The organism is Nonomuraea sp. PA05, from assembly GCF_008086045.1.
Lineage (GTDB): Bacteria > Actinomycetota > Actinomycetes > Streptosporangiales > Streptosporangiaceae > Nonomuraea > Nonomuraea monospora.
The window spans coordinates 1-12178 of sequence record NZ_VSEY01000083.1 but is presented as its reverse complement, the minus strand read 5'-3'; the positions used below and the strand labels follow the sequence as shown (position 1 = coordinate 12178).

At 71.4% G+C, this 12178-nt stretch carries 12 protein-coding genes; 10 read left to right on the top strand and 2 right to left on the bottom strand.

The features are described from left to right. The first annotated feature begins 132 nt into the window (after positions 1–132). Positions 133–1485: a GTPase ObgE gene (obgE, locus tag FXF51_RS59025; RefSeq protein WP_148443621.1), complete on the top strand. Its 1353-nt coding sequence runs from the start codon at positions 133–135 to the stop codon at positions 1483–1485. 243 nt (positions 1486–1728) lie between these two features. On the opposite strand, the gene FXF51_RS59020 is transcribed toward obgE, so the two are convergent. Continuing rightward, a complete protein-coding gene (locus FXF51_RS59020; RefSeq protein WP_148443620.1) occupies positions 1729–2493 on the bottom strand; it encodes an SDR family oxidoreductase in 765 nt (254 codons plus the stop codon). Positions 2494–2590: 97 nt separating this feature from the next. Between FXF51_RS59020 and proB the strand changes: the two genes are divergently transcribed. The 4 genes from proB to FXF51_RS59005 all read left to right on the top strand — a co-directional run bounded on the left by proB (position 2591) and on the right by FXF51_RS59005 (position 7129). Next, complete coding sequence (proB, locus tag FXF51_RS59015) at positions 2591–3709, top strand: glutamate 5-kinase (RefSeq protein WP_222871985.1); 1119 nt, start codon at positions 2591–2593, stop codon at positions 3707–3709. 24 nt (positions 3710–3733) lie between these two features. Next, positions 3734–5008: a glutamate-5-semialdehyde dehydrogenase gene (locus tag FXF51_RS59010; RefSeq protein WP_148443619.1), complete on the top strand. Its 1275-nt coding sequence runs from the start codon at positions 3734–3736 to the stop codon at positions 5006–5008. A gap of 50 nt (positions 5009–5058) precedes the next feature. Further along, positions 5059–5235: a hypothetical protein gene (locus FXF51_RS61670; protein WP_187415184.1), complete on the top strand. Its 177-nt coding sequence runs from the start codon at positions 5059–5061 to the stop codon at positions 5233–5235. Between the two features lie 82 nt (positions 5236–5317). Continuing rightward, positions 5318–7129, top strand: coding sequence for a serine/threonine-protein kinase (locus FXF51_RS59005; protein ID WP_148443618.1), 1812 nt, complete (start codon positions 5318–5320; stop codon positions 7127–7129). Between the two features lie 209 nt (positions 7130–7338). On the opposite strand, the gene FXF51_RS59000 is transcribed toward FXF51_RS59005, so the two are convergent. Next, positions 7339–8361, bottom strand: a complete 1023-nt coding sequence (locus tag FXF51_RS59000; protein WP_148443617.1) for a M48 family metallopeptidase — start codon at positions 8359–8361, stop codon at positions 7339–7341. Between the two features lie 96 nt (positions 8362–8457). Here FXF51_RS59000 and nadD point away from each other — a divergent pair, with 96 nt between their 5' ends. The 5 genes from nadD to FXF51_RS58975 all read left to right on the top strand — a co-directional run bounded on the left by nadD (position 8458) and on the right by FXF51_RS58975 (position 11896). Then, a complete protein-coding gene (nadD, locus tag FXF51_RS58995) occupies positions 8458–9075 on the top strand; it encodes a nicotinate-nucleotide adenylyltransferase (protein WP_148443616.1) in 618 nt (205 codons plus the stop codon). A gap of 94 nt (positions 9076–9169) precedes the next feature. Beyond that, the gene (rsfS, locus tag FXF51_RS58990; protein WP_148443615.1) at positions 9170–9565 is read left to right on the top strand and encodes a ribosome silencing factor; all 396 of its coding nucleotides are present in this window, start codon (positions 9170–9172) and stop codon (positions 9563–9565) included. Positions 9566–9599: 34 nt separating this feature from the next. Continuing rightward, a complete protein-coding gene (locus tag FXF51_RS58985; RefSeq protein ID WP_148443614.1) occupies positions 9600–10229 on the top strand; it encodes a histidine phosphatase family protein in 630 nt (209 codons plus the stop codon). 383 nt (positions 10230–10612) lie between these two features. Then, complete coding sequence (locus FXF51_RS58980) at positions 10613–10921, top strand: LysR family transcriptional regulator (RefSeq protein ID WP_148443613.1); 309 nt, start codon at positions 10613–10615, stop codon at positions 10919–10921. Positions 10922–10957: 36 nt separating this feature from the next. Then, the gene (locus FXF51_RS58975; protein WP_148443612.1) at positions 10958–11896 is read left to right on the top strand and encodes an MBL fold metallo-hydrolase; all 939 of its coding nucleotides are present in this window, start codon (positions 10958–10960) and stop codon (positions 11894–11896) included. Positions 11897–12178: the final 282 nt, after the last annotated feature.

Genomic DNA, 12178 nt, shown 5'->3' with positions numbered 1-12178 from the left:
GCCTTCGGGTCTGTTGCTTCAGGGGTGGATCGACGCGATCTGGTGTCGATCCACCCCTTGGCGTTTTTCAGGGGGTTCGGCCTCCGGTGTTGGTACGAGTGAGCCCCTGACGGGGTGATGGAGGATGCGGGGATGCCGGACTTCGTGGACCAGGTGGTCCTACACATCACGGCCGGTGACGGGGGGAACGGGTGCGCCTCCATCCACCGGGAGAAGTTCAAGCCGCTGGGCGGCCCCGACGGAGGCAACGGCGGGCGGGGCGGCGACGTGATCCTGGAGGTCGACCCCAACACCGCCACCCTGCTCGACTACCACCGCCGCCCGCACCGCAAGGCGGAGAACGGCAAGCAGGGCCAGGGCTCCAACCGTGACGGCGCCAACGGCGAGGACGTGATCCTGCCCGTGCCGAACGGCACCGTGGTGAAGGACGCCGCCACCGGCGAGGTGCTGGTCGACCTGGTGGGCGCCGGCACGCGGTACGTGATCGCGCAGGGCGGTCACGGCGGGCTCGGCAACGCCGCGCTGGCCAGCACCAAGCGCAAGGCGCCCGGCTTCGCGCTGCTCGGCGAGCCCGGCGACGGCCTCGACGTGACCCTGGAGCTGAAGAGCGTCGCGGACGTGGCGCTGGTCGGGTTCCCCAGCGCCGGCAAGAGCTCGCTGATCGCGGCGCTGAGCGCGGCCAAGCCGAAGATCGCGGACTACCCGTTCACCACCCTGATCCCCAACCTGGGCGTGGTGACCGCGGGCGAGAACGTGTTCACCGTCGCCGACGTGCCCGGCCTGATCCCCGGCGCGTCGCAGGGCAAGGGGCTCGGGCACGAGTTCCTGCGGCACGTCGAGCGGTGCGACATGCTGGTGCACGTCATCGACTGCGCCACCATGGAGCCGGGCCGCGACCCGGTCACGGACTACGAGGTGATCGAGGCGGAGCTGCGGGCGTACGGCAAGCTCGAGGACCGGCCCCGGATGATCGTGCTGAACAAGGCGGACGTGCCCGACGCGCGGGAGCTGGCCGAGATGGTCAGGCCCGAGTTCGAGGCCAAGGGGCTGCAGGTGTTCACGATCTCCGCCGCCACGCACGACGGGCTGCGGGAGCTGACGTACGCGATGGGCGAGTGGGTCGCGGCGGCCAGGGCCAACAAGCCGGTCGAGGAGCCCACGCGGCTGGTGATCAGGCCCAAGCAGCTCGGTGACGCCGGGTTCAAGGTGCGGCGGGTCAACGACAACCTGTTCCAGATCACCGGCGAGAAGCCGGAGCGGTGGATCCGGCAGACCGACTTCAGCAACGACGAGGCCGTCGGGTTCCTCGCCGATCGGCTGGAGCGGCTGGGGGTCGAGGTGGAGCTGGCCAAGGCGGGCGCCAAGGCCGGGGCCGAGGTGGTCATCGGGCCGATGGAGGGCGGGTACGTCTTCGACTGGCAGCCGACGCTGAGCGCGGAGTCGGTGCGGCAGGGGCCGCGCGGCACCGACATGCGGCTCGGCTGACACACCGGGGGCGCGCGGACGGGGCCGTGTGGGCGGAAGGCTCGCACGGTCGGCCCGCGGGCACAGACAGCGGGCAGCGCTCGGACAGCGCTTGGGCAGCGCTCGGACAGCGCGGCAAGGCTCGGGCAGCACGCTGGCGCGGGCCGGGCCTGGGGTAGCGCGCCAGCGTGGCGGGGCGCTGGCGTGGCGGGGCGCTGGCGTGGCGGGGCGCTGGCGTGGCGGGGCGCTGGCGTGGGCCGGGGCTCAGGTGCGGAGGGTGGCCTCCGCGCCGCCGTCCGCGTACAGGATCTGGCCCGTCATGAACGAGTTGGCGGCGCTGACCGTCCACGCCAGCAGCGACGCGACCGCGTCCACCGGGCCGGGGAAGGCCAGGGGCTGCGGCATCGCGGCGGCGACGAGCGCGCGCGTGCGCGGGTCGTCCAGGAACGCGGTGCGCGCCGTCAGCGTGTCCACCACGCCAGGCGCGACCGCGTTGAGCGGGATGCCGGATTCGGCCCACGACAGGGCGGCGCGGCGCAGCCACCGGTTGAGCGCGAGCTTGCTGGACGGGTAGACGGCGCGTCCGTGCCCGGCCTCGACGAGCGCGCGGGCGGCCGTCGCGGCGGCGTCCTCGTCCATGGTGAGGCAGGCCTGCGCGAGGCCCTCGTCGGCGGCCACGATGGCGCTCAGGGACGACACGGCGACCGCCCTGGGCTGCTCGGCGGCGGCCAGGAGCGGGCGCAGGCCCTCCAGGGTGGCGATGGTGCCGAAGAAGTTGAGCCGGACGGTGAGGTCGGACGGGAGCGCGAGCCCGGCGACGGCGACCACGCCGTCGATCCTGCCGCCCGAGGCCGCCGCGACCCCCGACACCAGGTCGTCGCGGCCCTCCGGCGTGGTCAGGTCGGCGAGGACGTCGGCGTCGCGCACGTCGCAGCGGATCACTTTCGCGCCGGACGCGGCGAGCTGGTCGGCGGTGGCCGCGCCGATGCCGGAGGCGGCGCCGGTGACGGCGTAGATTCGAGTTGCCATGAGCGAAAAATTACATTCATTGCAGTAATGCAGTCAATGCAAACAAAGCGGTAATTCGGTAGCGTCGGCCCTCCGGCGAGCCGATAGGCTCACTTACGTGCGGGAACAGATCAGCTCTGCGTCGAAGGTCGTCGTCAAGGTCGGCTCCTCCTCGCTCACCACCCCCCAGGGCATGATCGACGTCGACCGGGTCGACGCCTTGGTTGACGTGCTGGCGGCCAGGCGCCGCACCGGGACGCAGATCGTCCTGGTGTCCTCGGGAGCGATCGCGGCGGGCCTCGGCCCGCTCGGGCTGAGCGCGCGACCGCGCGACCTGGCCACCCAGCAGGCCGCCGCCTCCGTCGGCCAGGGCGTGCTGGTGGCCCGCTACACCTCTTCCTTCGCCCGCTACTCGCTGCGCGTCGGCCAGGTGCTGCTGACCGCCGACGACATGATGCGGCGCGCCCACCACGCCAACGCCCAGCGCACTCTGGCCAGACTGCTGGAGCTGGGCATCGTGCCCATCGTCAACGAGAACGACACCGTGGCCACCGACGAGATCCGCTTCGGCGACAACGACCGTCTCGCGGCGCTGGTCACGCACCTGATCCACGCCGACGCGCTGGTGCTGCTGTCGGACGTGGACGCGCTCTACGACGGCCCGCCCAGCCGCCCCGGCTCGCAGCGGCTGGCCGAGATCCGCGGCCCGGAGGACCTGGCCGGGGTCGAGCTGGGCAAGAACGGCGCGTCCGTGGGCACCGGCGGCATGATCACCAAGGTGCAGGCGGCCAGGATCGCCACCGGGGCGGGCGTGCCCGTGGTGCTCACCGCGGCCGCCCACGCCGCCCAGGCGCTCGCCGGAGCCGACGTGGGCACCTACTTCCACCCCGGCGGCCGCCACCCCGGCACGCGCCTGCTGTGGCTCGCGCACGCCACCACCGGGCGCGGCCTTCTCCACCTCGACCAGGGTGCCGTGGAGGCCATCGTGGGCCGCCGCAAGTCGCTGCTGCCGGCCGGGGTGACGGCGGTGGAGGGCGAGTTCGCGGCGGGCGACCCGGTCGACCTGTGCGGCCCTCAGGGGCTCGTGGTGGCCCGCGGCCTGGTCAACTTCGACGCCACCGAGATCCCGGGGCTGCTCGGGCGCTCCACCAGGGAGCTGGCCAGCACGCTCGGTCCGGAATATGAACGCGAGCTGATCCACCGCGACGACATCGTCATACTGGAAACCCACAACTAGATCGGCCCCCCAGAGGAGCGCGTGATGTCCGAAGAGTTCCTGAAGGTCGCCCGCGCGGCACGAGAGGCCGCCGCCGAGCTGGCCCCGCTGCCGCGGGCGCCCAAGGACCGGGCGCTGCGCGCGATCGCCGACGCGCTGGTCGCGCACGCCGCCGAGATCGTCACGGCCAACGCCGAGGACGTCGAGCGGGCCAGGGCCCAGGGCACCTCCGAGGCGATGATCGACCGGCTGCGCCTCGACGAGGCCAGGGTCGGCGCGATCGCCGAGGCCGTGCGCGAGGTGGCCGACCTGCCCGACCCGGTCGGCGAGGTGGTGCGCGGCTCCACCCTGCCCAACGGGCTGGAGTTGCGCCAGCTCAGGGTGCCGCTGGGCGTCATCGGCATCATCTACGAGGGCCGCCCCAACGTCACCGTCGACGCCGCCGCGCTCTGCCTCAAGAGCGGCAACGCGGTGCTGCTGCGCGGCTCGTCCAGCGCCTACTCCTCCAACACCGCGCTGGTGAAGATCATGCAGGACGCGCTGGAGTCCACCGAGGTGCCCTCCGGCGCCGTCCAGCTCGTGCCCGGCCAGAGCCGCGACTCGGTCAAGGAGCTCATGCGCGCCCGCGGGCTGGTCGACGTGCTGATCCCGCGCGGTGGCGCGTCGCTGATCAACTCGGTGGTCGAGGAGTCGACGGTGCCGGTGATCGAGACCGGCGTGGGCAACTGCCACGTGTACGTCGACGCCGAGGCGGACGTCGACCTGGCCGTGCAGATCCTGGTCAACGCCAAGGCGCAGCGGCCGTCGGTGTGCAACGCCGCAGAGACGTTCCTGGTGCACGCCGACGTCGCCGACGCGTTCGTGCCCAAGGCGCTGGAGGCGCTGCGCGAGGCGGGCGTGACGGTCCACGGCGACGAGCGGATCGCCGGCTACGGCTCCGGCGTCGTACCCGTCACCGACGACGACTACTACGCCGAGTACCTCTCGCTCGACATCGCCGCCGCCGTCGTCGGCTCGCTGGAGGACGCGGTGGCGCACATCAGGCGCTACGGCTCCGGCCACACCGACGCCATCGTCACCCGCTCGCAGCGGGCCGCCCGCAGGTTCGTGTCGCTCGTCGACTCGGCGGCCGTCGCGGTCAACGCCTCGACGCGGTTCACCGACGGCGGCGAGTTCGGGTTCGGGGCGGAGATCGGCATCTCCACCCAGAAGCTGCACGCGCGCGGCCCGATGGGGCTGCCCGAGCTCACCTCGACCAAGTGGATCTATACGGGTGAGGGGCATTTGCGCACGTCAGAAGGCACGGTGGTGGCCGGTTGACCGGCGTGTCGGCCTGACCGGCGCGGGGTGCCGTGGATTGACTGGGGTGCATGGAAATTGTCGTCGCCCTGGTCTTCTCGGCCGCGGTGCTGTTCGGCGCCGACCGGCTGCTGCTCTGGCTGGAGAGCCGCGGCCACGTCAACTGGCGCAGGAAAGGCCGCCGCCGGTTGTCGGACGAGCCCACGGCCGGGCTCGACAGCATGCTCTCCGATCACACACGCCGATAATCCTTCGGCGTGCCTCACACGGCAACTCGCGCACCGGCGCTAGGGTTGTGTCCCTTATGGGCGCGCCGGGCGGGGAGGGACGGTGAGCAAGCTCGGCAAGGTCGGGCCGTACACCCTGGTCGAGCGGCTCGGCCGGGGCGGCATGGGTGAGGTCTACCTCGCCGCCACCCGCCGTGGCGAACATGTCGCGCTGAAGGTCCTGCACGATCTGGCCGAGGACACCACCTCCCGCGTCAGGCTGGAGCGCGAGGTTCGGGCGCTGCGCAGGGTCGAGAGCCCGTACGTCGCCAAGGTGCTCGACGCCGACCTGGGCTGCGCCAGGCCGTACCTGATCATGGAGCACATCGAGGGCGCCACGCTGCTCGACCGCGTGCGCCAGAGCGGCCCTCTGGACGTGTCGCAGCTCGTCGACATGGCCCAGGGCATCGCCGCCGCGCTCGCGATCATCCACGCGGCCGGGGTCGTGCACCGCGACCTCAAGCCCGGCAACATCATCATGGCCGACCGCGGCCCCGTGCTGATCGACTTCGGCATCGCGCAGGTGCTCGACGCGACCCGCCTGACCATGACCGGCACGTTCCTCGGCACGCCCGGCTACACGGCGCCCGAGATCTTCGCCGACGAGCACGTCGACTCGCCCGCCGACGTGCACGCCTGGGCCGCTACGGTGGCCTTCGCGGCGACCGGGCGGCCCACGTTCGGGCGGGGCACGGCCGAGGCGCAGATGTACGCGGTGCTGAACGGGCAGGCCGACCTCAAGGGCGTGCCCGTCGAGCTGCTGCCGCTGGTGCGCGCGGCGCTCAACAGGGAGCCGGGCAAGCGGCCCACGGCGGCGCTGCTGGCCGACCGGCTGTCCCGGCTGGCCAAGGCCACCAGCACGGCCGACGGCGAGCCGGCGACGGCCGGTGGGCGCACGGGCGACGTGGCCGAGGAATCGGGCAAGGGCACGGCCGTGCGCAGCCGTACCGCCGAGGACGCCGCTGCCCGGGGCGAGGCCAAGGCGCGCAGCAGGCCCAACGCGGTGCCCGCGGAGGGCAAGGTGCCGGCGCCGCGCGGGCGCACCGGCAGCAGGCCCGCGCCGGACGGCAAGGGCGCTCGCAGCGCGTCCGACGGCAAGGGCGCCCGTTCTGTGCCCGATGGGAAGGGCACCCGCGCTGTGCCCGATGGGAAGGGCGCCAGGGCCGTGCCTGACGGGAAGGGCGCGGCGGCCGTGGCACGCAGCCGTGCCGAGGGCAAGGTGCCGGCGCCGCGCGGCCGTACCAGCGTGGACGGCAAGAGCACCGGCCCGCGGCCCAAGATGGCCGCGTCGCGGCAGCGTACGGCGGCAGCCGTCAGGAGCAGGACGGCGGCCAGGCCCGGCACCGCGTCGGCCACCACCCTGCCCGCGGGCAACGGCGCGCTGCTGATGCTCGCGGTGCTGGCCGTGCCGTGCGTGGTGGCCTCGGTGATCTGGCCGATCGCCTCGATCGCGATCACGACCGTGTTCGTGGTGCTGACCAGGACGCTCTGGATGAGCCACTGGATGGTCAGGAGGCGCAGCGCGCGGCGTACGCGGGTGACGTTGCGCGTGCTGCTCTTCCCGCTGGCGCTGGCCGGGGCGGCGATCACGGCCGTCGTGTGGCCGGGAGTGCCCGTCGCGGTGGCGTCGGGCGGGGCACTGTGGGCCACCGGCGGCGGTCAGATCGACTCCGACTGGTGGCAGCAGGCCGCGCCCGTGACTGTGGCCGGTGTGGTGTTCGGGATGTTGTGCGGTGGGATCACCGGGCGGGAGATCGAGCGGATCGGGCACCGGCTGCCTGACCTGCGCAGGGAAGGGCTGCGCGCACTGGCCGTGCTGGGCGGGTTCGTCGCCCTGTGCGCCGCCGCCGTGCGCGCCATCGCCCTTCTGCTTTAGCGGCCGTTGTAGCGGCTTCTCCTGTGTCAGCGGCTTCTGCTGTGTCAGCGGCTTCTGCTGTGTCAGCGGCTTCGACGACGGCCCGCCGCTGTGGGACGGCGGGCCGTGCGCGGCTGATCACGTCGATCGGTCGCGCTGGAGTCAGCCCTGTGCGCAGCTTCGCGATCAGCACCATGGTGTTGCGATCAGTGCTGATTTCGGGGCTGCGGTCAGCCCTGGCCGCCGTCGCGGCGGGAGAAGCGGTTGAAGATGCGCTCGCCCGCGTTGACCGCGCCCTCGGCCACGTCGCGCAGCACGCCGATGAACGGGTCCTGCGACTGCTGCCAGGAAGCGCGGTAGGACTCGGCCGCCGCCTTGATCTCCTCGGTCACTCTCGCGTTGGGGTCGTCCTCGCGGCGGGGGTAGTCGCCGCCGAGGATCCGCTCGTACTCGCCGCTGCGCTGCCACTTGTCCAGCTCCGCCACGCGCACCACCGCGAACGGGTGGGTGGTGCCGAGGAGGTTGAGCACCTTGAGGAAGCCGTCGCGAAGGTCGCCCGCGGTGTCGTACTCCTGGTACTGCTCCAGGAACGCCTCGATGTTCATCTCGTGCGTGTAGTCGCCGCCGGCGAGCTTCATCAGCGCGCGCTTGGCCGCCTCGGGGTTCTGCCCGACGAGCAGGCCGCCGCGGTCGGAGGACAGCTCGGACTTGCGGTACCACTCCTCCAGGCCCGCGACGATCGCGCGCAGGCCGATGTAGCCGAGCGGGATCCAGGCGACGCGGGTGGCGAGGCGGGTGAGGATGTCGAGCATCGTCCGGTAGACCGCGTGCCCCGACAGGATGTGCGAGGTCTCGTGGCCGATGACGAAGCGCTGCTCCTCCTCGTTCATGAGGTTGAGCAGACCGGTGGTCACGACGATGAACGGGTCGTCGAAGCCGATGGCCTTGGCCTGGACCTGCGGGTCCTGCTGGACGTAGATCTCGGGGATCCGGTGCAGGTCGAGGGTGTAGGCGGCGTCGCGGCCCATGTCGTAGAGGGAGCGGAACTGGGTCTCGCTCACGCGTACGGCCGACGCCAGGTACATCAGGCGCAGCCGCCGCTCGCTGATGAGGCCGGACATCTGCTTGAGAACCGTGTCGAACCCACTCAGCTTACGCAGAGCGACCAGGGCGGACCGGTCTGCGGGGTGTTCGTAGGCTCGGGACGAGATGCCGGGCAGTTGGACGCGGTTGCGGTCCGGGGTGGTCGTCATGCCCGGCATGCTACGTCCGCAACGGAAGTGATGCGCGGTCATCACGAAGGGGGGTCCATTCATGTTGAGGGAAAGCGTCCGCGTAAGGTCCGTTTCATGATGAACGCGCCTAGTGTGCAGGGGATGCGACGCGTGGGCGTGATGGGCGGGACGTTCGATCCCATCCACCACGGTCACCTGGTCGCGGCCAGCGAGGTGGCCCACCACTTCCAGCTCGACGAGGTCGTCTTCGTGCCGACAGGACGGCCGTACCAGAAGTCGGAGCGGGTGGTGTCCGCGCCCGAGGACCGTTATCTGATGACGGTCATCGCGACGGCGTCGAACCCCCGCTTCTCGGTCAGCAGGGTGGACGTGGACCGTCCTGGGCCGACGTTCACGATCGACACTTTGCGTGATATTTCGGATATTTACGGGCCGGATGCTCAGCTCTTCTTCATCACCGGCGCCGACGCGCTCGGCGCGATACTCGACTGGCAGCAGGCCGACGAGCTGTTCGAGCTGGCACATTTCGTCGGCTGCACCCGTCCTGGACACACCCTGCACGACCCCGGCCTGCCGGAAGGCCGCGTCACGTTGCTGGAAATCCCCGCACTGGCCATTTCCTCGTCAGAGTGCCGTCAGCGCGTGGCAAAGGGCGAGCCGATTTGGTATCTGGTGCCCGATGGAATCGTCCAGTACATCAACAAGCGCGGGATGTACCACACGGCCGACTGACATGGTCCGCAGATACACAGGTGAGGGGTTTCGGGCTGGAAGGGTACCCTCAACATAAGGGCATGCTGCCGACACAGGAGGACAGACCCGCATCGTGACCGCATCTGACAGATCCGTCCAGCTCGTGCGCATCGCCGCGGAAGCCGCGGCCGACAAGCTGGCCGATGACATCCTCGCCTACGACGTGAGCGAACAGCTCGTCATCACCGACGCCTTCCTGCTCTGCTCCGCCACCAACGACCGCCAGGTACGCGCCATCGTCGACGAGATCGAGGAGCGGCTGCGCACCGAGGCCGGCGCCAAGCCCGTACGCCGTGAAGGCGAGCGCGAGGGCCGCTGGGTGCTGCTCGACTTCATCGACATCGTCGTCCACGTCCAGCACGAGGAAGACCGCACGTTCTACGCGCTCGAACGCCTCTGGAAGGACTGCCCGGCCATCTCGCTGCCGGAGAGCGTCATGCAGGCCAACCTCCAGCGGGCGCGCGCGTGAGCCAGGGCAACCCGCGAAACCGCGAGGCCGCCGTATGAGCAGGCGGATCGTATGTCTGCGCCACGGGCAGACCCTGTGGAACGTTGAACAGCGTTTCCAAGGCCACTCCGACATCCCCCTCGACGAGACCGGCGTCGCGCAGGCCGCGCGAGCCGCTTCGCTGCTGGCCTCGCTGCGGCCGAGCATGATCGTCTCATCCGACCTCATGCGGGCCAACGACACCGCCCTGGCCCTCGGGCGGCTCGTCGGCCTCGACGTGGCCATCGACAAGGACTTCCGCGAGCGCGGTGGCGGCCAGTGGGAGGGCCTCACCCGCGCGCAGATCGCCTCGCGCTGGCCCGAGGAGTACGCCGCTTGGGAGGCTCCCGACGGCGAACCCGTCACCGACGTGGCCGCCAGGGTGGCGACCGCCATGCGCCGGTGGGCGGGGCGGGTCGACGACGACGGGCTGCTGGTCGTGGTGTCCCACGGTGCGGCGCTGCGGCTGGGCATCTGCGAGATGCTCGGGCTGCCTGAGCAGTTGTGGCCGGCGGTGGGCGGGCTGGGTAACTGCTCGTGGTCCGTGCTGCAGGAAGGGCGGAAGGGGTGGCGGTTGCTGGAGCACAACGCCGGTACCTTGCCCGAGCCGGTGCGGAGCGACGACAAGCCTGAGGCTGAGGCCTAGGAGGCGTGCGGCTCGGGGGCCGTGCGGCTTCGCGGGTTTTGCGTTCCTTGTGTGGGGGCGGTTGTGCCTTGGGGCATGGGCCTTGAGGGTTGTCCTTCTGGTCGTGCTTTCGGCCCACGTTCTTGGACCGTGTCCCCGGGGCCGGGGCTCGCACTTCTGGGCTGTGCTTTCGGCCCAGGCTCTGGTGCATGCCTTTGGCCTGATTTTGGGGCCATGCTTTCGGGCCGTGTCTTCGGGCCGTGTTTGAGGTTGTGCCTTGGGCGTACGACTGGTGGGCTCTGGGCGGCCGACATACAAGGGGCGATCTCGGACGAATCATCCGGCGACAGAACATCGCGGCGGCCTGGGACGGCGGGCCGCCGGCCGTCGGGGGAGGTTCGTCGATGGAGATCCAGTCACTACGCTATGCGGTCACGCTGGCCGAGGAACTGCACTTCGGGCGGGCCGCGCAGCGGCATTTCATCGCGGCCCAGCCGTTCGGGCGGCACATCCAGCGCCTGGAGCGGGAGGTCGGGCGACGGCTGTTCGAGCGTACGAGCCGGAAGGTCGCGCTCACACCGGCCGGGGAGCGGCTGGTCGCCGAGGCCCGCAGGGTCCTGGCGGCCGTGGACGGGCTGGCCGAGGCGGTCCGGTCCTGCGAACTGGCGGGCTGTGACATCGCAGCCGCGGGAGATCGTAACCTTTCCCGCTGATGATGACCCCGCGGGTGCCGTGGTGGAGTCGAAGCCATGGGAAACCAGCACAGGGGGCCCGACGCGGCGGCCCTGCACGAGATCGTGCCGGGGGTGCACGCGTGGGTGCAGCCCGATGGCACCTGGTGGGTCAACAACGCCGGCGCGGTGACCGGAGACGACGGCACGATCGTCATCGACACCTGCGCCACTGAGGCACGTACACGGAGATTCCTGGACGCGCTGGCCGCGGCCACCGGCGGCGCTCCCATCAGGGCGGCCGTCAACACGCACCAGCACGGCGACCACACCCACGGCAACAGCCTGCTTCCCGAGCAGGCCGTGATCGTGGGGCACGAGAGCGTGCGCGAGAGCGTGCTCACGGACTTCGTCATCGACGGGTGCCCGCCGTTCTGGTCGCCGGTGCCTGACTGGGGCGGGGTCACGCGGCGGCCACCGTGGCTCGTGTTCGGCTCCGAACTGACCGTCCACAGCGGCGGGCGGCGGATCGACCTGCTGCATCCCGGCCATCCCGCGCACACCGCCGGCGATGTGGTGGCCTGGCTGCCGGAGGAGCGCGTGCTGTTCACCGGGGACCTGCTCTTCCACGGCATCACGCCGCTGGTGTTGATGGGGTCCGTGGACGGGGCGTTGCGGTCGCTGGACTGGCTGGCCGGCTTCGGCGCCGAGCACGTCGTGCCCGGGCACGGACCGCTCGCGGACGCTGCCGCGTTGCCTGGCATCTTGGCCGAGCACGAGCGGTACTACCGGTTCGTGGCCGAGATCGCGGCTGATGGGATGCGGCGGGAGCTGAGTCCGCTGGATGCTGCTCGGTGTGCTGATCTGCGGGCCTTTTCTGGGTGGTCGGATGCTGAACGGCTCGTGCTCAACCTTCATCGTGCGTATGCCGATGCGGTGTGTACCGATGTGGATCTGCTGGCGGCCTTTGGTGACGCCGTGTCGTGGAACCGCGGGCCCTTTCCCACGGCCGTCTGACTGAGGAGGCTGTGAGGACGTTCGGTCACGTAGGCGGGTCGTGAGGGCGGCTGGGGCGGGGTGCTGGTTTCGCAGGAGATGTACGCCTGACGTCGGTGTCGTCGGTGTCGTCGGTGGCGCGGTGGCGCGGTGGCGCGGTGGCGCGGGGGTGCGGGGGTGCGGGGGTGCGGGGGTGCGGGGGTGCGGTGGCGCGGCGGGGGCAGGGGGCGGTGCTGGGGTGCGGGGGGGTGGCGGGTCTGGGGGGGGGGGGGGGGGGGTGGGGGGCGGGGGGGGTGGCGGGTG

Bases quoted from the DNA above. Each gene is read 5' to 3' on its own strand.
- obgE (WP_148443621.1), top strand. From the start codon at position 133: ATGCCGGACTTCGTGGACCAGGTGGTCCTACACATCACGGCCGGTGAC.
- FXF51_RS59020 (WP_148443620.1), bottom strand. From the start codon at position 2,493: ATGGCAACTCGAATCTACGCCGTCACCGGCGCCGCCTCCGGCATCGGC.
- FXF51_RS59010 (WP_148443619.1), top strand. From the start codon at position 3,734: ATGTCCGAAGAGTTCCTGAAGGTCGCCCGCGCGGCACGAGAGGCCGCC.
- FXF51_RS61670 (WP_187415184.1), top strand. From the start codon at position 5,059: ATGGAAATTGTCGTCGCCCTGGTCTTCTCGGCCGCGGTGCTGTTCGGC.
- FXF51_RS59000 (WP_148443617.1), bottom strand. From the start codon at position 8,361: ATGACGACCACCCCGGACCGCAACCGCGTCCAACTGCCCGGCATCTCG.
- nadD (WP_148443616.1), top strand. From the start codon at position 8,458: ATGATGAACGCGCCTAGTGTGCAGGGGATGCGACGCGTGGGCGTGATG.
- FXF51_RS58985 (WP_148443614.1), top strand. From the start codon at position 9,600: ATGAGCAGGCGGATCGTATGTCTGCGCCACGGGCAGACCCTGTGGAAC.
- FXF51_RS58980 (WP_148443613.1), top strand. From the start codon at position 10,613: ATGGAGATCCAGTCACTACGCTATGCGGTCACGCTGGCCGAGGAACTG.
- FXF51_RS58975 (WP_148443612.1), top strand. From the start codon at position 10,958: ATGGGAAACCAGCACAGGGGGCCCGACGCGGCGGCCCTGCACGAGATC.